Here is a 25,009-nt window from a genome sequence, read left to right on the forward strand (position 1 = left end):
AAATTGTACTTTTGGAGGAAAATACAGTGTATAATGAAAGGACTGCCGCTTGAAGAAATTGATGTAAGAGAAATAAAACTGAAAGAAGAAGAGATTGTGTTTAAAACAAAGACTTTTCTCACATTCGTTTATGTTGTCAAAGGGGAAGGTACACTCGCGTATGATGATCGCAGTATTAATTTTTCTCAGGGTAAGCTTTTTATTATTCCTCAGCAGGAAGAGTATCGTTTTAAGAGTGAAATGGCTCAGCTTATCAGCATTCAATGTCCGGCTGAATTTATTGATAAAATCCGGCTGGAAGCAGACCGTATTGAAAGCTGTGAGAATTTGCATAAGCTGCAATATATCAGCCATAATTATCATGCAAGGGCTGGTTGTATCTTCAGGAATAAAAATGATGAGCAGTTTGCCGAAACCCTTATTCTTCAGATCGCTAATGAGTTCAAAAACAAAGCAGAAGATTACCTTATTATCCGCAACTGTATGTCGATCCTTCTGAATCTGATTGCCCGGAATATCATTCAGAGTGAAACCTCTGACCTTCAGGAAAACCGCAAAGCTTTTTCGATCATGAAGATCATCACTTATATTCAACAGCATATAAAGGACCGTGAGAAAACCGGAATTCAGGTTATTGCTGAACATTTTGGGATTTCCGGAAATTATTTCGGAGAGTATTTTAAACAGCAGACAGGAGTTTCTTATCAGGATTATCTGCTGGACTATAGACTGAAATTGGTAGAAACGTATCTAAAATACAGCAGTGTACGACTAAGTGAAATTGCTTATGAACTTCAGTTCAGTGATGAAAGCCATCTTTCCAAACTCTTCAAAAAATATAGGGGAGTAACGCCGGGTGAATATAGGAAAACCTTCAAATAAAACCTTTTTTTATTAAAGAGTTTTAATTCTGTTTTAAAAAAATACAAAGTTAACTATATAGTTGACTTTGTATTTTATATATTTACCACAAATATATTTCAGATGGATTTTGACTTTATTAAAGAATTAGAATATAAAGCTTTGGACAGCAGACTGAAAAGAATCAGCGATAGGATGTCTCATGATGTCCGGAAATTTTATAAAGAATTTGGAATTGATGTTGAACCTAATTGGTATCTTGTCTTTATGCTACTGAAAAAGAAAGGGGAAATTTCAATTACCGATATTGCTGAACCGCTGGGCTATTCGCACCCATCTGTTGTAGTTATTGTTAAAAAAATGAGTGAAAACGGTTATCTCAACATCAAAAAAGACAGTGTAGATAAACGGAAACAGATTATTTCATTGTCTCCAAAAGCCATTGAAATGCTTCCCCAGCTGGAGAAGATCTGGGACAGCTGTGAAAAAGCAATTTTGAAAGTACTAGCAGAAGATCTGGGGATTTTCACGTATCTGGATCATATTGATCAGCAATTAAAAGATGAATCTTTCCATCACAGGTTTAAACAGGAATATTTAAAATCAAGCAAATCATGAAAGCATTAATTCTCATCACTGCATTTCTTTTTTCCAATCTTATGATTTCGGCAACTGAAACCAAAATCATGATAAGAGCGAAAGCAAGAGATGCCAAATTTATAGGAACTTCATTGGGTGGAGCTCATATTATCATCAGAAATAAACTTAATCAAAGGATTCTGGCAGAAGGAAATACTACGGGAAGTACCGGAAATACAGATCTGATTATGAAAACGCCTAAAATCAGAGGAAATTCCATTGCAGATGCGCAGACCGGAGGTTTTATGGCGGCTGTGGATATTGATGAACCTACATTTGTGAATATAGAAGTGATTTCTCCTTTGAACAGTAAACAGGCTCAGGCGGTGGTAAGCACAGAATTGTGGCTGATTCCTGGAAAACATATTTTAGGAGAAGGAATTATCCTTGAAATTCCGGGATACATCATTGATATTCTGAAGCCAAGAACCCATCAATATATTGCATTGAACAGCATTAAAGATAAACCTTTCCTTTTTCAGGCCAATATTGTTATGATGTGCGGATGTGTGATAGATAAAGGAGGTGTATGGAATTCCGATGAAATTGAAGTGAAAGGAATTCTGAAAAAAGACGGAAAATTTGTGAAGAATATAGATATATCTTTAGTATCCACCAATTTGTTTGAAGGAAATCACCTCATTAGTTCTCCGGGAAACTATGAACTCGTATTGTATGCTTATCATGAGAAAACCGGAAATACGGGAGTAGATAAAGTGAACTATGTAGTCTTCGAATAAAGCAAATTACTGGATTATTAATGAGATTCTTCCTTCGTCAGAATGACAAAAGTCAAATAATTTGACTTTTAGACAGCCTCTTTTTAATATCCTAAACTTTCAGAAAATAAATTATAAAACCTGAAGTTCTCTGAAAACCTCAATAATAGCTTCAATAAGTCCTTTGTCTATCGTGTTTTCCGCAGCTAAATCTGGTAAAAGTGCTCTTAAGTCACCATGATCATCACGTTCAATGATAACTTCAGTGCCATCAACATCTACATACAATTTATAGCCGTGTGAGAATGTGGCAAGCTTTCCGTTGAAAAGCAATTCTTTACCCTTATAGGTTACCGGGACTTCAAATTCTTCCATTACTGTAAGTTTCTATTCATACTAAATTCCGGACAAATGTCGGAAAATTTTAATTCATATCATTATACAAATTGTAATGATAAAGCCAAGTAATACGAATCGTTAAAAATATTTATGCACTAAAATCTGTATCTTTATCCTTAGTTATGAAATGTATTATAACGATAGAATGATAAAGTAGTTTGAATTACATGAAACATAAAGTTACCCTTTTCTGGTTCAGACGTGATTTAAGACTGGAAGATAATATAGGTCTTTTTCACGCACTCCAATCTGAAGATCCGGTAATACCCATTTTTATATTTGATACTGATATTCTTGAAAAGCTGGAAGATAAAGAAGACCGAAGGGTTGATTATATCCATCAGGCTTTGACGGATATCAATATTTCATTGGAAAAGCATAATTCCAAAATCAATACATATTATGGTAAACCCATAGAGATCTTCAGGGAATTATCAGAAGAGTATGATATTCAGGGTGTTTTCTGCAATCGGGATTATGAACCTCAGGCGATTGAGAGAGATAAAGAAGTCTATTATTTTTTCACAGAAAAGAATATTCCTTTTAAAGCTTATAAAGATCAGGTCATTTTTGATAAAGATCAGATTATTAAAAAAGACGGTTCTCCTTATACTGTTTATACCCCTTTTGCAAAGAAATGGCGCGAAGCATTAACTCCGGAACATTATAAATCTGTAGAGCTCAATTTTAATAATTTCTTTCCACAGAAACATTCTGATATCCTTACTTTAAAGGAAATAGGGTTCAAAAAAACGGAAATTGATTTTACAAAACCGATTCTGGATGCTTCCATTATTGATAATTATGATAAATACCGTGATTATCCGGCCTTACAGCGTACCACACAATTAGGAATAGCTTTGCGCTTTGGAACGATCAGCATCAGAAAATGTGTGGCCTTTGCATTGGATCATAATTCAACATGGCTTTCAGAATTGATCTGGCGTGAGTTTTTTATGCAGATTCTGTATCATTTTCCACAGGTGGTGCATCAATCCTTCAAAAAACAGTATGATAATATCAACTGGCGGAATAATGAAGATGAATTTAAACACTGGTGTGAAGGAACTACAGGATATCCCATTGTAGATGCCGGAATGAGACAGCTTAACCAGACAGGCTATATGCATAATCGTGTAAGAATGATTGTGGCAAGTTTCTTATGTAAGCATTTACTGATCGACTGGCGATGGGGTGAAGCCTATTTTGCCTCAAAACTGAATGATTATGATCTGTCTGCAAACAATGGAAACTGGCAATGGGCAGCAGGTAGCGGTTGCGATGCAGCTCCTTATTTCAGGGTTTTTAATCCCACAGCTCAGATTGAAAAATTTGACAAAGATCTGCTTTATATCAAGAAATGGCTTCCTGAATGGAATACTTCAGCTTATCCTTCTCCAATAGTAGAACATACCTTTGCCCGTGAAAGAGCTTTAACAGAATACAAAAAAGCCTTGGCATAAATAACGGATATCAGCAAAATGCCCGGCAACAAAAAGTCACCGGGCATCAACCAAATATTTAATATGAAAATTAAATCGTTTTCAGATACAGCTCCTGTAATTCCTGTGCTGTAAATGCTTTGGAAGGTAAGTTCTGTACAAGTTCTCCCTGTTTCATAATACCGATATTCGTGGCCACACTTACTGCATTGAAAATATCATGAGTGGCCATTAAAATCGTTCTGCCTTCTTTACCCAGCTGGCGAACAATCTCTGTAAATTCTGCCGTAGCTATTGGGTCCAGTCCGCTGGTGGGTTCATCCAGAAGAAGTACTTTTGCATCTTTAGCCAGAGCAATGGCAATTCCTACCTTTTGGCGCATCCCTTTTGAATACCCTCCGAGTGTTTTTTGATGGGCTGTTTCTTGCAATCCTGTACGCTGAAGCAGGGCAGATAGTTCTTCTTTCAGATAATTAAATCCTGCGATTTTGGAGAAAAAATCTAGATTCTCCAATCCGGTGAGCTGAGGATACAAAAGCACTGTTTCAGGAATATAAGCCAGGTGTTTTTTTATTTTTTGAGGATGATCCTTTACCGAAATATCATTGATGAAAGCATCTCCCGAAGTGGCTTTGATAAGCCCCAGAAGAATATTAATTGTTGTACTCTTACCAGCTCCGTTTTGCCCGAGTAGCGCAAATATTTCCCCTTTTTTTACTTCCAGATTAAGAGCGTGAAGTGCCGTAAAATCGTTGTATTTTTTATGTAAGTTGATTGTTTTTAACATAGTTTTCGGTATTTGTTTTGTGAAAGGATAATAAATAATGCAATGAAGATGAGGTATGGCAGTACAAGCTGTATCCATTTTATAGGGTCAGAGAATTTGAACACTTGTATGATTTGTTCTTTCCAGTTGATAGATTCTGCCGTTTTTCCGGAGAAAATAAAAGGGTAGAAGAATAAGCGTTTTTTCTCATGGAATTTTTTAAGTGATGAAGCATAATGCAAATGATTCTGCATATCCGTTTTTGCCAGACGGCTTTCTACAAGCTGAGTATGAAGATTCGGAAGGAGGTAGCCTAAATAAGTTGCCGCCTGATTCCGTTTTTGCATCTTTTCAGTATAATGTTCTGAAGACTTCGCAGATTCAAGATCTCCCATATGCTGCATGGCATAATACCAGGTCCAGGTGAATGAATCATTTTCTTCCACAGTGAAATTTCTGTACTGAGGATATGCCTTGTAAAATTTTTCCATAGTGGGGCGTTTAGCTTCATCCCATTTGTTGTGGTAGCCTTCTCTCTGTTCCATCACTGCTTTAAGAGATTCATGAACCGGATATACTTTTTGGATCAGAATATTACTGCTCATGGGAATAATAAAATTGATGCCCACCCAAATGATCAGAAGAATTAACGCATTCTGAGGTGATGATTTACGGAAAGAAACAATCCATCTGCATAAGGCAAACCAAAACAGAATATAAAGGAATCCACTAATAAGAAAGGCAGTATAATAAGAGTCTAACGGTATTTTTATCCAGGCCGAAGCAATGATTATTAGCACAAAATATACAGCTGTCACTGCCAAAAAACGTATAAACATCTTCTGATCCAGAAGCTTTTGTAAATTGCCACTCTGTACTGAAAGCAATTTCCAGGTTCCTCTTTCTTCTTCCTCAGAAATCAGATTATAACAAAACGCGACAATGACCAGTGGAAAAAGGAAAACAATCACAAAACTAAAGTCAAAATTTCCTACTGCTGCATTGGCAGGATTATAAAAATCAGAATTATAACGCTGTTCCTCAAGATTTCGAATGGTTACGCCCTGGATAGAGGGATTTAAATCCCGCATTCCAATATTTAAAGCAGCAAGCCTGGGTGTTTCATTCACCAGATTGAATTTAATATAATAAAGAACCAGCCCCAGATCATCCTTATGAAATTTTATATTCCTTTGAATGCTTTCCTCCTGAAATACTTCACTCTTAGAAATGATATCTCCGTTCCTGTCAAGAAATTTTTTCCCTGTATAAATAGCCATAATTCCGGCTATAAGTAAAAACAAAAGAGCAATGATATACGCTTTGTTACGGTAAAATTGGGTATATAAATAACGATTCATTTAGATTAATTTTAATTTTCTTCCACTTATTTCGATGGCGATGACACAGATAACCATCCATAGAACTAATGAGGCAGCAGGTATTGGCTGTTCTTTCAGACTGTACAGAACAGAAGTATACCTGTATTTAAAATCCGGGAACTTCTCCCAGTTGTCTTTATCAATCACAGCAGGTGGTCCACCGTTTTCCGGTTTTATATTGCTGATATGCTCAATTTGTAAATCATTTAAATGCTGAGCCATCTGATAGCGGTATTCTTCAGCCTGTTTTTGAAATTGAGTATAAGAGAAGAAATCTGTGCCCGTTGCAATCATTGAAAAGTTTTTAATGGCAATGGCCGGATTGATCAGCCCTGAAAAATCGGTCAGATTTTGTTGCCTGTTGTAAATGGTTTGCAATTCTTTTTGGTGTCTGATATAAATCTGTGAACTTATTTTTTCCCCTTCTTTCATAACAAATCCTCCATAGTTGAAAGGAAGCTCATTTGTTGTTTTCACTTTATACTTTGTCAGTAAAGAATCTTTGATCTTTTTGAAATAAGGATCGTCAGGGTTGTGGCTGTCTCCAGACTTTAAAATATCCTTTTCCAGGGTTGTTTCAAAAGCAATACGGGAAGGTGCCGGATATAAATTCTGTGCTGCAAACTGAACACCTTTTGGTAAAACAATAATGAAAAGAAGCCAGAAGCCTATAAGACTGATCAATGCTGAAGAAGTACTTTTGCTGTTTGCAGAAACTACAACAGTTAAAGTGCTTATAAAAAAGTAATAGATCATATAAGCAGGCAACAGGAAAAGCAGGCGTAATAAAATATCAGCCGAATCTGTTGTCTCGGACATGAACGCTGCAAGGAAAACAATAGGAATCACCGGAATCAGAAAGCATAGAGAAAATAACCAGAGTCCCAGAATTTTGCCCCAGATAATATCCCTTCCGGAAGTTCCCTGTACACTAATGATTTTTAAGGTGGCACTCTCTCGTTCCTGAACAATTAATCCAAATCCTAAAAAAAGAATAATCAGCGGAACAATACTCTGCAGAATAAAAGCACTGCTGAAAGCACCGAATCTTACTAAAGTTCCTGAGCTTCCAGCCTCCGAAAGATTGGCTGTATTCTGTTTATGTGCCTCCAGAAATATGACATTCCCAAGGTAATCATCTAATCCATTGTCAAAAATATTCAGAGGATGCCCGATTCTGAAAACCAGATAACCATAATGCGCCATACGGTGCGGATGCTTATCAGGTCTGTGTTCCCAGCTTTCCCGGACTTCTTCCCGGTATTCTTTTATTTTTGAAAAGGAATCCGTATATTTAGTATATCCTATACCAATACTCAGCATACAGAATAAGAGTACAGCAATAGTGGTGAGCAGATTTTGTTTTCCTTTAAACAAATCCTGCCAGGTTTTTCTCACCATCAGTTGTAAGTTTGAAATAGCCATATTTTAAAATTTATAAGTAGCAGTTAGTAAATAATTTCTTGGAGTTCCCGGAAATAACCTTAAATAATTCTGAGCCCCAATCCAATAGACTTTGTTGGTGATATTATTCAGATTAAAAGAAAGCTGGACAGACTTTGCCGGAGTGTAGTACAATGCAGCGTCTATGGTCGTATAAGCGGGAAGTTCAAAACTTCTTGTGAACCACGGAACTTTAGAGCTCTGATAAAGCATTCCTGCCCCAATTCCGAAATCTTTTATGAATTCAATATTTGAAAAATTGTAGCGCGTCCAGATATTGACAGAATTTTTAGAAGTGTTTTCTTTCCTTTTCCCTACAAGATCAGGATTGGTATCATCAAGTATTTTAGCATCAATATAGCTGTAGCCTCCGTAAATATGCCATTGAGGAAGAATATGTCCGGAAAAATCAGCTTCAAATCCACGACTACGGTCGGCACCTCTCTGTACTAGTTCATCCGGTTCCGATGGATTATTGGCATTGATTAAGATATTTCTCTGGTTGATCTCATACACAGCAAGATTCAATGAGATTTTTCCGAAAAGTTGTGCCTTAATTCCCAGTTCTTTAAGATCTGAAGTCAGTGGTTTAAATCGTGCTGCAGATTCGCTGCCTGTAAGACTGGAGGTATTGGGCATTAATGTCACCGTATTGGATTGTGGCTGGAATCCGGTAAGGTAAGTACCATAAAGGTTAATATCATCCGTAAGACTGTAAGTAATCCCGAATCTGTACAGAAGTTTATTATTCCGGAATGAAGACTCATTGGATTCTTTGAAATTGGTGGTGTCCTGAAACCATTCCTGACGTATTCCTGATAGGATTTTGAACTTTTTCCATGTGAAAAAATGCTGAATATAAGCAGCGTGTGTAGTGGTAAGAGCAGAAGGCAGAGCAGTTATAACATTCAATGTATTAAAATTACTACCCTGATAATTTTCTGCACCCGGATTCAGATCAAATGGAGTGACATTAGGTTTAGGAATGAGTGTTCCATTGTAATTGATAGTCTGGTAATCAGCAGCATTGGCTGGTTTGTAAGAAGCTACTACAGAACCGTTCTTTAAAAGAAAACCTCTTGCAGCATTTTGTTGTCCGCCTTTGCGTTTTTCCCAGATCTGGCTGTCATAGCCTATTAAAGCCTGATGCTGAACAGTACCTGTTTTGAATTTAAAATTAAAATAAGCATTAATATTGTCTGTTGCCCAGTTTTGTTTTCTTTGCACAAACTGCATCATCGCAAGGCTGGAAACCGGTTTGTTATCCATGTCAGGAGCAAAGGAATTGGTGGTTCGGTGTTCCTGCAGGTTTTCTCTCCAGTATTGCTTCATATAAGAGGCATTGAAGCTGATAAATGGGTTGAAATGATGGGCAACACTTCCCATTATAATCAATTCCCTGGTTTTAAAAAAATCATCAGGGGCTCCCAGATTCAAAGATCTTGGTGTACTGTATAAATCTGTTTTTCCTGCAACAGCACCGAAAATAGGCTGTCCTCTGTCCAGGTTTCCATAAAGATCATTGAAAATCATTTCTACATTCACCGATGTTTTTTCATTCGGAACAAATGTGATGGAAGGAGAAATTAAAACACCACTGTTTTTAACATGATCCCTGAACGACTGCGCATTTTGGTAAGCTCCGTTAAAGCGGTATAATAGAGTTTTGCTCTTGTTTAAAGGGCCTGTAAGATCTGTGGTGACACGGTAAGTATCAAAACTGCCTCCCGATGAACTGATTTCGTGACGGGAAGTTGACAACGGTTTTTTGGTAACCATATTAATTGTTCCTCCGGGATCCACACTGGACATGGTAATACTTGCCGGACCTTTGAAAATTTCTACACGTTCAATATTGGAAGTCATAGGTTGTAGAAAATAATACTGTCGTGTCCGCATTCCATTGATAATCTGTCCTTCTTCATTTTGACTGATTCCACGGATGTTGTATTGGTTGTAATAGCTGGAAGGAGAGACTCCATTCACATTTTTCATAACATCTCCAAGCTGAAAGGCCTGGCGGTCGGTGATCAGTTCCTTGGTAACGGTATTAAGAGTTAAAGGAAGATCTTTATTTTTCATAGCAATCTTAGTGGCAGCAAAAGAGTAGTCTGATGTATAATCTTTAGACTTTCTTCCGATGATTTCAACCGTTTGTACCACTGTAGATAAGGAATCTTCAGAACGGGACTGAGCATATAGAAATGAAGATGCGGTAATGAAACTTAAACTTAAAAGTTTCGCAGAATTTGGGGAAATACAATGAATTATTCCCGAATAATTAAAATTACTGGTAATCATGAATAGGGATGTACGGGCAGTGAAAATGCCCATTAATAAAAGGATATCTTTAATTGTGTGAAAACACAGGTATCCACGGCATAACAGTACAGACTACAAGAATCTGTATACAAAAATGAAGGCAGAATTATAGATTAAGCTGCCGCGAAAAATGAAGATGGGGGAGCCCGGGAGCTGAAGAAGTCGAGAAGACAACGGTATGAAATGGCTTTTGGTTGAGGCATTTCGCTGTCATTCGTACTATTGATGGCAAAATCCATGTTCAAAGCTTCAGGAAGGAGAACATTGTTCATGTGCATATGAAGCGCACACTGACATTCGTCGTCCTGTGAGATGGTAGGAATTTTCTCTTCTTTGGAACCTTTTTTATAGATCACTTTACTCTTTGCATGTTTAGCATGATCAAGACATGTGTTTACGCCGCTGACATTAGAAACAAATATCAGAAGTAAAGAGAAAACAAAAAAGACTCTGAGAAATTTTTGCATAATAGAAAACAAAAGTACAATTTAATTTGATAAAAATGGGATGATCAAGAAAAAGTAACAGATATTTTTCAAACTGTAGTTTCAAATCTAATGATTTTATTTTCCGTTGAACACATGAAATATTTTCCGCAGCAGTATGATCCAGATCATATTTTGTGAGAGAAACAACTTGTTATATTTGGCCCATTGAAATTTCATATTTCTGACAAATTACAGTATAACCTTCCGATGATTCGGGAGGTTTTTGTTTTTATATTAAGTTTATAAGTTACAGCCTCAATAAATCCAGAGATTGAGCAAATTCAACAAACGTCTTAACAAGCCTAAGATAAGCCGCAAACAAAAAAGACAGAGGTTGGCACATAAAAAAGAAAGTCAGCACTTAAAAGAAAATAATAATAACACTTTATAAAAACAGGTGTTTTTCCTCACTATTTTGGGATTTACAATTTTAATTTTGCTGAGCAATACATAAAACTAAATACATGAAAACATCACAAAAAGGAATCAACCTGATTGTATCATTTGAAGGCTTCAGCGCTAAGCCTTATCTGGATTCTGCAGGAATTCCGACGATAGGGCATGGTAACACTTACTATCCCGGAGGAAAGAAAGTAACCATGAAAGATCCGACAATTACAAAAGAAAAAGGAGCAGAGCTATTCGCTGCAGTTTTGCCAACTTATGAAAAAATAGTGAACTCAAAAGTGAAAATAACACTTAATCAGAATCAGTTTGATGCTTTAGTTTCTCATGCTTATAACACCGGAGGATCTGAGACTTTGTTTTTTCTGATCAATAGAAGAGCAACGGATTCAGAAATTAAAGATTGGTTTACAAAACGATATATTACCGCCGGAGGAAAAGTTTTAAACGGGCTTATCCGAAGAAGAAAGGCAGAAGCTGATTTGTTCTTTGCGAAATAGAAAATGCTCCAATTTTGGAGCATTTTCTTAATCGTTTAGTATATTCTGAATTTCATGAATATATCTTAAGAAGTTTCCATACACCACAACCTTATTTCTCCCTAAGCTAGAATCAAATACTTCTTTATATTTGTAAACTGCACCAAATTGAATGGCTAATTTTAAATTTTTATATTTAAACAGCTGCCATTGCTCATTAAAAAGTTCGTTATGCGTTTCTTTATCTTCCTCAATACCAATTTCGCCTAATAGTTCTGTAGAGACTACAATTGGTTTAAACATAGAAAGTGATATAATTGTGTCAGAGTTAATATCATTATATAATTCAAACTCCTTAATACAAACTCCGTCTTCTTCAACAGACGAAATTGTGACCTGTCTTTCCTCGTACCTATTCTCTCCATTTTCAATAGTTCGACAATATTTATAAATTAATATATTTCCAATTTGGATTTTATTTTTTAAAATTTCTTCGTACATATTTTTATTTTCAAGTCATTTAACGGATATAATTTACCAGATAAAAATATCTAATAAATATGGTTTTCCATATTATCACTATAGTAATAATTCTCCACCTAATAGCGGGGGATTATTTTACAACGGCATATCCGTTAAATGGTTTCCCTGAAGAAAGAATTACTACATTTTGCTCAGTAATGTATACATTTATCATTACGATAGAAGCGATAGAAGTGCCTTCATCACTGTATTGATAAACTTGTACTAATGGTTTCTCCTCACTTTCCTCCAATGGAATTTGAAATACAAACGCTCCCTCTTCTCCTTCCCATTTATCAGCTGAAAATTTGTGTGTCATAATTATTTATTTTTTTGTTGAGTTGCCAATATACAAACAATTAGAACACAAGCCTTACGGTTTCCCGTAGAGTTATGACTACACCATATCCGTATATTTACGGAGTTTTTTAAAACTAAAAGTACAAGTCAAGTTTTTTTAATGTCCTCGGTTTCCGGGGATTTTTACGTTAAAAGAAAAATGTACCACAAAAAGAACGATTTCATTAAACAGTGAAGTTTATGGCATATGCATTGTTATTGATTAAAAAGAGTTTTTAAGAGATACTTTATTTAACACCACATCATTATAACTTATAATTCATTTTGAACTTTTACCTCCCTATTGACACGGGAGGTTTTTTTATGATTCTAATCATAATTCAATTAATGGAGATTTATTAATTTTGAAATGTTAATAAAATTTTTATTATGAGTTTTTATCCCCGGAGAGATCCGGGGATTTTTCTTTTAATTGTAGTTTTTTCTCCTTTAAAAGAATAATAAACCGGATTTTATTGATTTACATTTAGACAGATTTGAATTTATTTTGAGTACAACGGGTAAAGGGTTCTTAATGATTTTGGAGCGGATTTATTCCAGAATTTCAGATTTTAATAATACGATATTCAGGCGGTTACAGATACAGATCTTATAAACATAGCAGATCCAAAACTTAAACGGAATGAAAGTTGAAACCATGACCAGAAATGTAAACTGATGGCTAAATAAGTGTACTGACTTTGCATGTCGAAAAAATAGTTAAACCTTTGTTGATAAATTATAAGTTCACCAAATTTCTACCCCTTTAATATTCAAATTGGCCGAATCTTTTTTATTGCAGTTCCATGCTTGTTTAAATTCTCTTAATTGTGTCAGGGGGCCGTTTATCCTAAATCTGAAAGGTACATGAGGGTTGGTTAATAGTTCATTACGTAGAGCTTCAGGACTGATGTTGCCATGCCACATTTGTGCCCACCCTAAAAAGAAACGTTGCTGCCAGGTGAAACCGTTAATAGATGCAGGTTGCTTTTTTTTATCATAACTTTTTTCAAGTGCATGATAGGCCAGAGTAAGTCCACCAAGATCTGCTATATTTTCGCTTATAGTGAGCTGTCCGTTAATGTGTACTCCTGGCTGGGCTTCCATTTGGTTAAAATAATCAATGTATTCTTTTGTGAGGTTTTCAAAATTATGTCTGTCTATTGATGTCCACCAGTTATTTAAATTACCTGAAGCATCGAATTTCGAACCTCTGTCATCAAAAGCATGGGTTATTTCATGCCCTATCGCCGCGATTATGGCACCATAATTTATAGCATCATCTGCTTCATGATTATAAAAAGGTGGCTGCAGGATACCAGCGGGGAAACAAGCACTGTTAGTATATTGATCATAAAATGCATCAACAGTCTGTGGTGTCGCATGCCATTCGCTTTTATCTACTGGCTTATCAATTTTATTGATGCTTTCGTTATGATGAAAAACTGCAACAGAAATGATATTATCTATCAAACGTAATGGTTGTATGGAGATACCGAAATAGTCGGGCCATTTTTCCGGATATCCGATCTTGAAAGTCATTGTCTTTAATTTTTTGTGTGCCAACGCTTTGGTGCTATTACTCATCCAGTGTAAGCTGTCTATACGCTGATGATAAACCCAGCGCACATTTTCAATCATTTCACCTATCTTTTGTTTATCTTGTTCAAGGAAATATCTTTGAACAAAAAGCTTACCTAAAGGCATGCCCAGTGCTTGCTCTAACTCTTTAATTGCCGTGTCTATGCGGCTTTTTTGTTCTTTTTTTCCAGCCATTACTGTTCCGAAAAAAGCAAAGTGAGGATTGCTGTATTTCTGTGGCAGGTAAGGTGCAAAATGAGATAAAAGCTGCCACTGGGTATATAATTTCAATACAGTTAATGGTGTTTTATGCAGGAGAGTTGTTAAATTGCTCATATAAGCCCGGTCTTCAATAATAACAGTTTGGGTATTAATTCCTTGTGCTTTTAAAAACCCGTTCCAATTAAATTGTGATGCTATGTGGCTGAGCTCTGTGACAGATATCTTATTATAGGTTCTTATCTGATCGCGCAACATCAGACTAGATAGCTGCAGACGAGCCACGTTTTGCTCCAATTCGTAAATTTTGGAACCAGGGGAAACAACTTTAAGGCCTGCGCTTTTATACATAATGTCTATGTGCTGGATCATTCTGTCTTTTAAGTTGGCATTTTTAGATTCTTCTAGTGCATAATAGCTTTTATCACCCAAAGTTAATCCGCCTTGCCCTAACGAAAGTATATTCATTTGATTATTATGAGCATCGGCTTCCACCTTATAACTGATAAAAGTTGGTACACCAAGCTTTTGAAGTTCCCCGGAGAAGTTTACCCAATCGGTATAATCTTTAATATGATCAATTCGTTCAAAATAGCTGTCAAGAGGTGAAAGTCCTAACTTTTCTATGGAAGCAGTATCCATGTAAGATCTGTAAAAATCAGCTATCTGTTGAGATTCTGAACCTAATTTGAGATTAGGTAATTTACTTATGCTATCTACAATATTTTTCAGTTTCACTTTGTTGTCCCGATCAAGAATTTCGAAAGCACCCCATCTGCTTTCAGTAGCAGGAAGAGGGTTTTTCTTCTTCCAGTTACCATTAGCAAAGCCATCAAAATCAATACATGGATTTTTAGTAGAATCAATATTGCTATTGTCAAAACCTGAATTATTGAAAACAGAACTAATGTTCGCTTTCTTTTCAGCCTTACAAGAAAAGAGTATCGTTATAATAATTAAAAGTGCTGTCAACTTATGGTTTTTCATACTGATAAAAATATAATTTTTCAAACATCTGGTTAAACGGTTTAAAATAGTGAGAAATTTTATCACAATATATTTTTTTACCGTTTAATGATATGCTGTTTTATTGTTTTATCCTATGCGTGTTAAACACAATTAAATTATAATAAAATTGTGGATATCTTGCCGATTTGGCAATAGCTGATAAAATTTTTAGTGGTAAGCCCTGTAACTATGAGAAAAAAGACCATCATGCAAACAAATACAGTTTACTGTTTCCACACGGTTCGCTGCTCATTATGAAAGGGGATTTGTAGGAGAACTGGGAGCATGGGACGTACCTATGAAAGAACGGATTCATATATGGTTAGGCTGGTTCTTAATTCTTAGGTGTGTATAGATATTTTTGTATAAGATAACCTGTTTTTCAAACAGATATTTTACTAGTATTGAAAATATTCTAGAAATATGTTTTTGAAAAACAGGTTATTAATTTTTTTATGGCTCAAGTCCAGGGCCACCACATGAATTATACGGAACGCATGTTAATTTATCATTTATAAAACATAGTCTGGTACAACCTGCTCCGCCAACAATTGTTTTTAATTCTGCTTTTTTAAGCTTTTTTAAATTTTTCATACTAATATTTTTTATGTTCACAACAAATCTCACGAATAATTATTATATACGGGTTTAAATTAACGAATTTTAACGTTCTATTTGGTTGGATTTTAAAAATTGGAGTGATACTGCAATCAATAGTTTAAATAATTGATACTATGGTATGATGTGATTCTTTATTTGATTAAAATAATAATAACTTTGATTTCATTTAATTTTGAGGAAGAACATGCATGGAAATGAACTTACTTATCAGATTTATTCTCCAGAATTGATACTTGAGCTGTTTAGCAATGGGGTCACGAAAAAATATATGAAAAACTGATCTAAATGACACAAGGCATTAGACAATACTCAAGAAGCTAAAATACTGAACCTCTACCTTAAAAATCTTTCAGAACACTCTTTCTTCAAAGGTTGTTTGATTCAGAAAAAAATATATCTGATAGAATGGGGAATTTGTGAGTTTGGCTTCTGTCGATCTCCCAACCTTCTGTTTTGTCTATACAAAGTGATTTCGCGAAACATCTCCTGAAGCTAGCGGAGTGTAGGATCTTGTTAAGATGTACAAGATCCCACGATTTCCGGGATGATAAAGTGGAAATTATAGAATTTTTAATGATTATACAGCCTAAGAATCTCCACCAATTCGGGTATGGATCGTATTTTCAGTTTCTCAAACAGCCTGTTTTTGTAAGTACTGATCGTAGATGAATGGAGATTAAGTTGATTAGAAATTTCTTTGAGAGGAAGACCTTCAGCCAGTTTATTGGCAATTTGCAATTCGCGGTCAGACAACGCTTCGAAAGGTGAGTTTTTTGTAGTGCCATTTATCGATTCTAAAAACATCGCTTCTTTTACGTGGTCACTCGCAAACCGGCCAGTACTGAGCATTGCCGTCAAAGCAGTTTCAACTACTGCATTGGAGCTTTGTTTACTTAAATAGCCACCGGCACCCATCTTTAGATAGCGCATTGCATACACCTCTTCATCTTGAGAAGAAAATATAAGAATTTTTAAGTTGGGTTGGTGCATTTTTATGTAGTCAATGGCTTCCTGAACAGAACCATTAGGCATATTGACGTCCATGATAGCCAGATCCAGTTCTTCCTTCAGAATGACTTTGTACAGTGATTTAAAATCCTCTACTTCAATGATTGTAGCATCAGGCCAGAGGCGTTGTATGGTTTGTATTAAACCCATCCGGACGATACCGTGATCGTCTGCTACAATAATACGAACGTTTACTTTTAAACCCATTATTCTATAAATTTACGTACAAAGAGGGAAACAGTGGTGCCTTTATTTTCAGCGGAAGTGATTTGAATGTTTCCATGCATCAAGGATACAAAATTTTTCACAATTTTCAAACTTAATCCAACTCCTTTCTCACCAGCAGTACCAAGGAATAGGGGGTTACCATAAGTGAAGATTTCAGATAAATATTTTTCATCCATTCCCGTTCCGAAGTCGCTCACAGAAATTATCACCTGACGATCATCCGTAACTTCCTGCAAGTGAATGTCATTCCCGGAAAAAGAGTATTTCACTGCATTATTGAGAATTTTGTCTAAAACATATTGCAGCAACAAACGATCGGTTGTAACAAATGCATTGGGATCTCCTTTAAAGTGAAATTTAATATTTTTTTCTTTTAATTTAAGTGCATATTTTTCTTCAAAATGGTGAAAAAGATCCATCATCATGATTTTCTCAGGTTTAATCTTAAATTCCCCATATTGCGTTTTTAACCAAGAGGTGCTGTCCTGAATGGTTTGCAGATTCTTTTGGGCATCGCATTTTAACTGCGGCAACAACTTAAAAAAATCTTCCTCACTTATAGTCTTTTCTTCTACCGCTTCTATAAGCCACAGAAAATTTCCAAACATTTCCTTTGAATCGTGAGATAATATCGAGATCAGTCCGTTTTTAAAACTGATTTCATTTTCCAGTTTTTCAATTTTTAATTGTAGTTCGTTGCTAAGGTCATTCATAAATTCTGTATCAAAGCTTAAAAAAAACTATTCAGGTATTTTTTTAAGCATAGTTTATTATTTATTCTTTTTCGATTTCCGTACCAAACCATTTTTGAATCATATCAGACAGGGTTTGCTTTAATAAGGGTTTGGTTAAAAAATCTGACATTCCGGCTTGCAGACATTTTTCTTTATCACCAGGCAGACTCCCTGCTGTTACTGCAATAATAGGTATTTCGATGTTTTTTTCCAAGGCTCTTATTTCTTTGGTTGCTTCAATACCATTGAGATGAGGCATCTGAATATCCATTAAAATAAGATCAGGACTCTCTTTTTGGTGTTTTTCAACCGCTTCAGTACCATCTTTTGCCTCGATGATTAAAGCTTGAGGAATAATCTCCTTTAAATAAGTTTTGATAAGAAGTAAATTAATAGGATTATCCTCAGCAATTAAAATTTTTATTTCGCGCATGCTCACTTCATTTGCTGCATTTTTTATTTGATCCGGTTTTTTCTTTTCAGAACTCTTTAAGGTGGATAAAATCTGGTACATCTGTTTCATACGAATTGGTTTTACAAGCCGATTTTCTATTTCTAATTCGTCACATGCAGCCTGCAAATTAGTGTCATCGGACGAGCTGTACAAAACAACATACGGCGCTACATGGTTGGTGTCGGGAATAATATTTTTCATTTTTCTTATGGTTTCAATGCCATCCATAATCGGCATATGATAATCCATAATAATCACATCGAATTTGGACTTGTTCATAATCAATAGCAAAGCCTTCAACCCGCTATCGCATTCCGTTACTTCGATATTTTTTCGTTCCAGCATCCTTTTCAGGATTTTCCGATTGTTTTCATTATCGTCCACAATCAAAACTTTCTTAATATCAGTTAAGCTTAAATCATATTCCTCTTCCTCAGTGTCGAACAGAATATCAAAGAAAAAGTCGCTGCCCTTTCCCTGATCGCTTTCGACTTGTAAAATACTACCAGCAAGTGCCAAGATTTGGTTTGAAATGGTGAGTCCCATGCCAGTCCCTCCATATCTTTTAGTAATACTGCCATCTCCCTGTGAAAAAGGGTTGAAAATTTCAGCCTGTTTTTCGCTGCTGATTCCAATGCCTGTATTGCGAACTCCAAATCGGATTCGTTTTTTTCCTTCTCCTAAATCATCTAAAACTTTGACATATGAAACAATCTCGCCTTCCTCGGTAAATTTTAAAGCGTTGCTCAAAAGGTTGACAAAAACCTGTTTTAAGCGCATTTCATCAGTCCATATATATCTAGGTATGGTGTCATCAATATCGATGAGCATTTCTACTTGCTTTTTAGTATTACTGTACGCAACAATATTGAAGGCTTCTGAAACCAGTTCTTCAATCTCTACTTTGTCGAGATTTAGCTTAAGTTTTTGCTTTTCTAATTTTGAGAAGTCCAAAATATCGTTGATGATGCTGTATAAGGATACACCGGATTGGTTGATGATTTCCAGGTATTGTCTTTGCATTTCGTCCAGATTGGTTTCCATAAGGAGCTCTGTAAAACCGATAATACCATTTAATGGGGTTCTTATCTCATGACTCATATTGGCCACAAACTCTGATTTTAAAACATAGGCTTTTTCTGCCAGTTCTCTTTCTTTATCCAAATGACATTTTGCCGCTTGGTTCAATATCTTGTTGACCAACTCTTCCTCTGCTTTATCTAAATTTTTCTCTTCCCTGTCAAATAAATTTAAATGAGTGATCAGATTGTCCTCACGACCGGGGATGGGATAACTTCTATGAAATTTAAATTCCGAGTTCTTAGACTCATAAACCGAAGTCTGGTCATTCAAAAGAAAGTGAGGATTCTGGGGATAGACCTGATTGGGGGATGCATCACTGGAAGCGAGAACGTAAACTTGCCCTTCCGAGGTAATGCTCATGGTGCAAAGCTCCATGTTGGTCATCTTGGCCGCCGCGAATACTAAGAAATCAAAAACATCGGTATGTTTTTTTTCGAATGCACTTAATTTATCAATATAGTGCTGATTCCGCGATTGATCATTGCCATTAATGTGGTCCATAAGGAAGGTTTTTTTTAGAAAGTATCGTTAAATTGCCGTGAAGCTATAATAAACATTGATAGAGTAGGTGGTATTTTCCTTACCTACCAAACTTTGGGCACCCGCAGGTGATATGGTATATCTTACATTCAGTCCCCGGTCCAAAACCGGTGCTCCATTAAACAGTATTTTTTGAGGAGTTTTGGATAAGGGAGCATTTACAGAATTTCCGTCTATACCAATTTGTAATATGTTGGAATTGATGCTGGTCTGCAGACCGCCTTTCTTGAAATAATTTTCGTCCGATTTTACATAGAGCTCAAAATTTTCATTATTGGACAGCATAATTTGGTTTGGAATCATTTGTGACTGACCATCGGTGTATTGGGCAGCGGTATTAAAATTGAAATTTACATTGCGTCCGGAACTGGGGATGGTGATCTCCGACAGAGGAAGCACCTTTAACTGAACAGCTGTATTTTGCAAACTGTTAATTGAGTTATCTGTACTTCTGGCATTGAAGTTCAATTCAAACGTATAAGTTCCGGCTTCAAAAAAAAGGTTTTTAAAATCATCCGAAGAAACATAAAGCTCTGGAATAAAGCCGTTTCTGTTTCCCGCCACAACACTGAAATTAGCTGCGGAAAAATTCTGAAAATCGGCAGATAAGGCTTTGGTCGTGAGTGCAGATCCATTACTACCCAATTTAATGCTTGCTATATTTCTGGTTCCTGGAACACCTTTAGAAGAAGTGAACTGAATGTTTGTAGAAGCAGCTTTCGCCCAAAAATTAAAGTCAACCGTATGTGCGATTTCCGTATTCCCCAAATCCCACACCCGCGTGCTAGTATTGCGGTAGTCATTCAAAGAAGATATTTCTATGTATTTTGTTAAAGAATTTGTGACCCAACGCATAGATGGAGGAATGACTAAAATTGTTTTAAAATTACGTGGTGTAAAGTCATTATAATTCTGAGTGATATCCATGGAGTAATTCCCGGCCCGGAAGGCATTAGCAGTAAATTGTGAGGCAGGAATTTTAAATGTAAAATTGATATTTCCCCGGTTGAATCCTCCCCCGATACTTAGTGATGGCGGTTCAAACCATTTTATAGCGCTTGTACTGAACGACTGAAAACCTGGTAAATAACCTGAAAGTCCAGTATATGGCAGCTGCCCGCCCATACTTTCTAACTGCCATAGAAGAGTGGAACTGGGCAAAGTAAATGAGGAAGAAGAGTGAGTAAAAGTTGGTCCTGAAACAGAGGTAAATGTAGGAGCTGTTGGGAGTAGCCCCAAAAAGGCATAATCCCAGTTTGTTCTGTTAGCGTTCGTCATTACTCTTGTAGGTACTGAGGTAAATTCGGTCCTGTTAAAAATATTATTATCAGGAACCGACAGATACACATCCTGAGCTTTCGTGGCTGCAAACCCACAGAACATGGTAAAAATTCCTATTAGAAAAGCCCTCATCTTTTTCATACTTTTAAATTTAAAACTTTTTCACCTTAATAGTGGTGTCTTTCTTCTTATATTCAAAAACTACGGTTTTTGAATACCCTTCTTTTGTCACCTGAATAGTTTGGGTGGGTTGTGTATAGCTGTATTTGTCATTTTCAATATAGAGACTGTATTTTCCATCTTTCAGGAAAAACTCAAACTCATTTTTTTGGTTAACCACGGCAGTATAGATCACCCCATCTTCACTTTTTGCATATACCACTATTCCGGTTACATCTGTTTCCAAAACATCGTAGGCTTGCTTGATCTCCGTTAATTTCCCACTTACCCTGATGTTTTTTACCAAGCTCACTTTGCGGTTAATATTATTATGTACCATAATGACAGGATCCATCATCAATCGGGCACCTGCACTTTCGTTCACCTTCAGTGTATAAGTACCTTCAGGCACATTCTGAAAAACTACTTTTCCATTCTTATCCGTCATCGCTACATAATTGTCCAGTTTTACAATTTCATTAGCAAGTACCGATTCGCCGGACTCCAGAAGCCCATTGAAATTTTTATCTTCAAAGAACTGGAACGTCACTTTATGATTTCCAAGAGTCGTAGCTGTGGCAAAATATTTTTTAATCCCCACTCTAAACTGGTAATAACTGCCACTGGTTGCATATTCAGCCGTAGATTTATAACCGGAAAGATTAAAATAACCTGTGGTAGACCATGAAGACGAAATCTTATATTCCAGATTACCGGTGATATTGCTGTTTAAATTTTTATAAAGTTCCGAATAGAAGGCTCCGGCTGAAAAAGATCCAGTCAGATTATGATTAAGCATCTGGAAATTATACGAGGCATATACATTATAGTTGGCAAAATTACGGCTTACATCATAATAAGAATTTAAATCAAAGACACTTGTTGCGTTCCATTGGGCTGTTCCGTTGAGGGAGAATGATTTATATCTGTAAGATAAAGTTGTTTTCAAACTGTTGAACCAGTCCGGTTTATTGTTCTCTTTTGAATAAGAATATTCCGCCGTCAGGTTCAATCCGTGGGCACCTAATGTAGTGCTGATATTGGCTTCCAGCCGGTATGAAAAAAGTTCCTGCGATGTGTAAAAATTAGCTGTTTTTTGATTTTCAACCTTTGGAGAAAGTAAAAAATTCCACTTCTTTAAAGAAAACTGATAACCTAATCCCAAAGCTTCTGTACTGTTGAAATAATAACGTAAATTAGAGGTATTCCCAGGTTGGGTTGATGCACCCTGGAAACTCAGGAACTCGGGCTCTATCTGCGAATTCTGATATTGTATAAAAGCGCGCTGAGAAGCAGAAAATTGGCGGCCAATCCTCTGATTTGAGAAAAAAGATCCCCGTTTGATCCCTGCATAACTTTTGGTAGCAAAGGAATTGACAGATTGTATATCCCAGTTCCCTATTTTCCCATCGTAATTGGCTCCCATTGAAGCGCCTGCGTTTTCATCTTTGTTCAAAAGGCCTTTTTCGTGGCTAAGACCAACCTCCGTGCGGATTGTGTTTTTATCATTAATTAAAAATGACGTTACCGCGTTCGCTACCTGTGTATCTATGTTAAAGCGCGGATCATGATCGAATATATAAGACACTTTCCCATTGAAAGATTTAGCATTCCCAAAAGCATATTTTGCGCCCATAATGGTAGATCCTTCTGTTTGTTGGAAATAAGTACCGTACAGATTATAATTATTTTCCAGCGCAAGAATTTCAATCTGATTATTTTTACCAAATTTGGTAGAAACTTTCCCGCCTCTTCCGAAAACCGGATAATCATAATCGCTGCTATTAACATTTCCCACCCTTAACACCGTATTTTTTCTCTCCAGTTCCAGCCACGTATCATACAGATTATAACGACCGTCTTCAACATAGTAATCTGCACCAATATTGAAGCGCGATTTCAAATTCTCAGTCACCCGAAATGCTGTATTTCCCCTTAATTGAAGATAGTTGAAACCTGAACTGTTTTCATTATAGCTAATTTCTGCAAAATTACTTCCGCTCACCGCTTCGTTTCCTCTGGCAATTTGTCTGTTGTGCGATAAAATGACTAAATAGAGTGTGTTGCTTCCCACGATTTTATTATCAAGCAGGTCTGTGACAATTGCATTAATATTAAATTCCGGATAAAGTGTATTCTGTTTTCTGACTGCAATTTTGATTTCAACCGTTTGTTTTTCTAAACCTTCCAGAGATACGGTTTGTTGTTTTGGCATCATTTCCAAACCATCAGGAATGGATTGCAAATCAATCTTAACGGTTCTTTTACTATAACCTTGGTTTTCTACTGTCAGCAGAATTGAGGATTGGGGCACAGCAGGGTTAATGAAATTTTCGTAGGTGGCGGTATAAATTGCGATGTTTTTGTTCTCGTCTTTAGCAACGAAGAATGAGGCGCTTTCAGTTTTGGTAACCGTTGGGCTGGTGTACGAAACCTGGAATTTGATTTCATTGGATCTCAGTTTCATAAAATCCACGTTGGCGATCAGTTTCACAGGAAGATTTTTAGACTGACCTGCACCTAAGGTAAATTCATTTTTGGGATAGAAAAGCAATCCCGGATATTTTTCATTAGGTATGATATTCTGAATGATAATCTCTTCAGAACTTTTATTCTCAACGACCAGGAAATTAGTAAAAGTAGAACCTTTCTCAACAGCTACAGCTACACTGTCATTTTCAAAATGGATTTGTATATCCTTCTTTTCCTGCGCAGAGGCCAAAGAAAAGTGCAGAAGAACAAATACAAAAAATAAGATTGTTCTTCTTAGGACTGATATCGATATTCCATTCTGTAGTTTCAAGACTTAATTTTAAAATTTAAAGTTTTTTTCGCCTACGCGTAAATCATTGGATTCTGCCATTTTGATAATAACCACGCCAAGGAAGTTCCCTGAAATTTTCTCTGGTAAAGAAAACTGAACAACCTGATTGGTATCCGGAAGCATGGAGATGGAAATTGCTGGCAATTTTATTTCCTTACCACTGTCTGTGTTGGTGAGTTCAAACTCAACGGTGGCATCATTGATGGTGTTTCCATCATTATGGATACTTACTGCTACTTTTCTGTTCGCTGCATTCTCATTACTCACCTCTGAAATATTGGTAATATCCAGACTTTTTACATGGTTTCCCGGTGGAGTATAAAAGATGTGAAGTCCCACTTCAAATAAGGTGATAATACCAATACCATTCTGAACACGTGCCTTATCTGCCTGCTGAGGAAGCTGGGTGAAAAACAGCATACTGTTCGTAACAGCAGACTGTGATGCATTTGCCGGGATCTGCATGGTCACTACAATCTCCTTTGTGCTTTTCGCAGGAACTGTTACCGCGTTTTCTAAGGTGGATATCCAGGAGGCATTGGAAATTTTTGAACTGCCTGCTTCAAGATAAACCTTATTTCCGTCTTCTTCTCTAACCCAATCTTTGTAGTTGAGATTAAAAACATAATCTTTATCCGAGCTATTTTGAAGCGTGACTGTCTTTGTTACTTTTTCTCCTGGATTACCTGTGAAAAACAAGCGTGTAGGCGACATAGAGATACTTTGTGCCAGAAGTGAAGAAGACCCTGTGAAGATAAAGAAAATGAAAAGGTGAATAAACTTGTGCATGGTGTAAATAGTTTAATAATAAAGATTCCCAAAACTACTGAAAACATCGCAAAAGGAATCTTTACAAACTAAAATTTTTATTATAAAGCAGTCGCAGTATAAGTTACCGTTTGTGTATAAGTTCCGGCCGGTTTACCTAAAATATCAGGAGATGAGGATTTTGCTGCTGGAATGGTGTAATCCAGATTCAGTGTTAATGCACTTCCGAGAGGAGCATTGGATACTAAAGTTTGATCCGTTGCAGATAAAACAACAGCGCTTTTTGTTCCGCCCA

Annotated in this window: 21 protein-coding genes and 1 pseudogene; 5 read left to right on the forward strand and 17 right to left on the reverse strand. The window is 36.3% G+C overall.

Annotation, left to right across the window (positions count from 1 at the left end; translation table 11 throughout):
• Positions 1 to 33: 33 nt before the first annotated feature.
• The 3 genes from ACTJIP_RS10505 (at position 34) to ACTJIP_RS10515 (ending at position 2,240) form a co-directional block, all read left to right on the forward strand.
• A complete protein-coding gene (locus tag ACTJIP_RS10505; protein ID WP_219072594.1) occupies positions 34 to 882 on the forward strand; it encodes an AraC family transcriptional regulator in 849 nt (282 codons plus the stop codon).
• Positions 883 to 984: 102 nt separating this feature from the next.
• Positions 985 to 1,479 (forward strand): MarR family winged helix-turn-helix transcriptional regulator, encoded by a 495-nt coding sequence (locus ACTJIP_RS10510; protein ID WP_440704535.1) that lies wholly within the window; start codon positions 985 to 987, stop codon positions 1,477 to 1,479.
• Positions 1,476 to 2,240: a hypothetical protein gene (locus ACTJIP_RS10515; RefSeq protein WP_440704536.1), complete on the forward strand. Its 765-nt coding sequence runs from the start codon at positions 1,476 to 1,478 to the stop codon at positions 2,238 to 2,240. Before ACTJIP_RS10510 ends, ACTJIP_RS10515 begins: the two co-directional genes overlap by 4 nt.
• A 111-nt stretch (positions 2,241 to 2,351) precedes the next feature.
• Here ACTJIP_RS10515 and ACTJIP_RS10520 read toward each other — a convergent pair whose 3' ends face one another.
• The gene (locus ACTJIP_RS10520; protein WP_149388642.1) at positions 2,352 to 2,594 is read right to left on the reverse strand and encodes a hypothetical protein; all 243 of its coding nucleotides are present in this window, start codon (positions 2,592 to 2,594) and stop codon (positions 2,352 to 2,354) included.
• Between the two features lie 191 nt (positions 2,595 to 2,785).
• On the opposite strand from ACTJIP_RS10520, the gene ACTJIP_RS10525 reads away from it, so the two are divergent.
• Positions 2,786 to 4,081, forward strand: coding sequence for a cryptochrome/photolyase family protein (locus tag ACTJIP_RS10525; protein WP_440704537.1), 1,296 nt, complete (start codon positions 2,786 to 2,788; stop codon positions 4,079 to 4,081).
• Positions 4,082 to 4,151: 70 nt separating this feature from the next.
• Here ACTJIP_RS10525 and ACTJIP_RS10530 read toward each other — a convergent pair whose 3' ends face one another.
• From ACTJIP_RS10530 to ACTJIP_RS10550, 5 genes are all read right to left on the reverse strand, one after another.
• Entirely contained in the window at positions 4,152 to 4,847 is a 696-nt protein-coding gene (locus tag ACTJIP_RS10530; RefSeq protein ID WP_077414330.1) for an ABC transporter ATP-binding protein, read from the reverse strand.
• Positions 4,841 to 6,187, reverse strand: a complete 1,347-nt coding sequence (locus ACTJIP_RS10535; RefSeq protein ID WP_077414327.1) for an ABC transporter permease — start codon at positions 6,185 to 6,187, stop codon at positions 4,841 to 4,843. Before ACTJIP_RS10535 ends, ACTJIP_RS10530 begins: the two co-directional genes overlap by 7 nt.
• Positions 6,188 to 7,633 carry an ABC transporter permease gene (locus ACTJIP_RS10540; RefSeq protein WP_077414325.1) on the reverse strand — a complete coding sequence of 482 codons (1,446 nt, stop codon included), beginning with the start codon at positions 7,631 to 7,633 and terminating at the stop codon, positions 6,188 to 6,190.
• 3 nt (positions 7,634 to 7,636) lie between these two features.
• Positions 7,637 to 9,952, reverse strand: a complete 2,316-nt coding sequence (locus ACTJIP_RS10545) for a TonB-dependent siderophore receptor (protein ID WP_440704538.1) — start codon at positions 9,950 to 9,952, stop codon at positions 7,637 to 7,639.
• A 134-nt stretch (positions 9,953 to 10,086) separates the two neighbouring features.
• Positions 10,087 to 10,440 carry a hypothetical protein gene (locus ACTJIP_RS10550; RefSeq protein WP_077414319.1) on the reverse strand — a complete coding sequence of 118 codons (354 nt, stop codon included), beginning with the start codon at positions 10,438 to 10,440 and terminating at the stop codon, positions 10,087 to 10,089.
• Positions 10,441 to 10,925: 485 nt separating this feature from the next.
• On the opposite strand from ACTJIP_RS10550, the gene ACTJIP_RS10555 reads away from it, so the two are divergent.
• Complete coding sequence (locus ACTJIP_RS10555; protein ID WP_440704539.1) at positions 10,926 to 11,366, forward strand: lysozyme; 441 nt, start codon at positions 10,926 to 10,928, stop codon at positions 11,364 to 11,366.
• A gap of 27 nt (positions 11,367 to 11,393) precedes the next feature.
• On the opposite strand, the gene ACTJIP_RS10560 is transcribed toward ACTJIP_RS10555, so the two are convergent.
• From ACTJIP_RS10560 to ACTJIP_RS10610, 11 genes and pseudogenes are all read right to left on the reverse strand, one after another.
• Positions 11,394 to 11,846, reverse strand: a complete 453-nt coding sequence (locus tag ACTJIP_RS10560) for a hypothetical protein (protein WP_440704540.1) — start codon at positions 11,844 to 11,846, stop codon at positions 11,394 to 11,396.
• A gap of 112 nt (positions 11,847 to 11,958) precedes the next feature.
• A complete protein-coding gene (locus tag ACTJIP_RS10565; protein WP_440704541.1) occupies positions 11,959 to 12,186 on the reverse strand; it encodes a hypothetical protein in 228 nt (75 codons plus the stop codon).
• Positions 12,187 to 12,953: 767 nt separating this feature from the next.
• Positions 12,954 to 14,993 carry a M13 family metallopeptidase gene (locus tag ACTJIP_RS10570; RefSeq protein ID WP_440704542.1) on the reverse strand — a complete coding sequence of 680 codons (2,040 nt, stop codon included), beginning with the start codon at positions 14,991 to 14,993 and terminating at the stop codon, positions 12,954 to 12,956.
• A 474-nt stretch (positions 14,994 to 15,467) separates the two neighbouring features.
• A complete protein-coding gene (locus ACTJIP_RS10575) occupies positions 15,468 to 15,608 on the reverse strand; it encodes a bacteriocin-like protein (protein ID WP_175627203.1) in 141 nt (46 codons plus the stop codon).
• A gap of 597 nt (positions 15,609 to 16,205) precedes the next feature.
• Positions 16,206 to 16,850, reverse strand: coding sequence for a response regulator (locus tag ACTJIP_RS10580; protein ID WP_077414306.1), 645 nt, complete (start codon positions 16,848 to 16,850; stop codon positions 16,206 to 16,208).
• The gene (locus ACTJIP_RS10585; protein ID WP_228408666.1) at positions 16,850 to 17,479 is read right to left on the reverse strand and encodes a sensor histidine kinase; all 630 of its coding nucleotides are present in this window, start codon (positions 17,477 to 17,479) and stop codon (positions 16,850 to 16,852) included. Before ACTJIP_RS10585 ends, ACTJIP_RS10580 begins: the two co-directional genes overlap by 1 nt.
• 166 nt (positions 17,480 to 17,645) lie before the next feature.
• The gene (locus ACTJIP_RS10590) at positions 17,646 to 19,643 is read right to left on the reverse strand and encodes a response regulator (RefSeq protein WP_440704543.1); all 1,998 of its coding nucleotides are present in this window, start codon (positions 19,641 to 19,643) and stop codon (positions 17,646 to 17,648) included.
• Positions 19,644 to 19,670: 27 nt separating this feature from the next.
• Positions 19,671 to 21,104, reverse strand: coding sequence for a hypothetical protein (locus ACTJIP_RS10595; RefSeq protein WP_440704544.1), 1,434 nt, complete (start codon positions 21,102 to 21,104; stop codon positions 19,671 to 19,673).
• A gap of 10 nt (positions 21,105 to 21,114) precedes the next feature.
• Positions 21,115 to 23,925, reverse strand: a complete 2,811-nt coding sequence (locus tag ACTJIP_RS10600) for a hypothetical protein (protein WP_428168483.1) — start codon at positions 23,923 to 23,925, stop codon at positions 21,115 to 21,117.
• Positions 23,926 to 23,934: 9 nt separating this feature from the next.
• On the reverse strand, positions 23,935 to 24,735 hold the full coding sequence (locus ACTJIP_RS10605; RefSeq protein ID WP_228408662.1) for an Fn3-like domain-containing protein: 801 nt from the start codon (positions 24,733 to 24,735) through the stop codon (positions 23,935 to 23,937).
• An 80-nt stretch (positions 24,736 to 24,815) separates the two neighbouring features.
• Positions 24,816 to 25,009, reverse strand: a pseudogene (locus tag ACTJIP_RS10610) (peptidoglycan-binding protein LysM); the annotation flags it as partial.

This window comes from Chryseobacterium sp. 22543, from assembly GCF_052044565.1.
GTDB lineage: Bacteria > Bacteroidota > Bacteroidia > Flavobacteriales > Weeksellaceae > Chryseobacterium.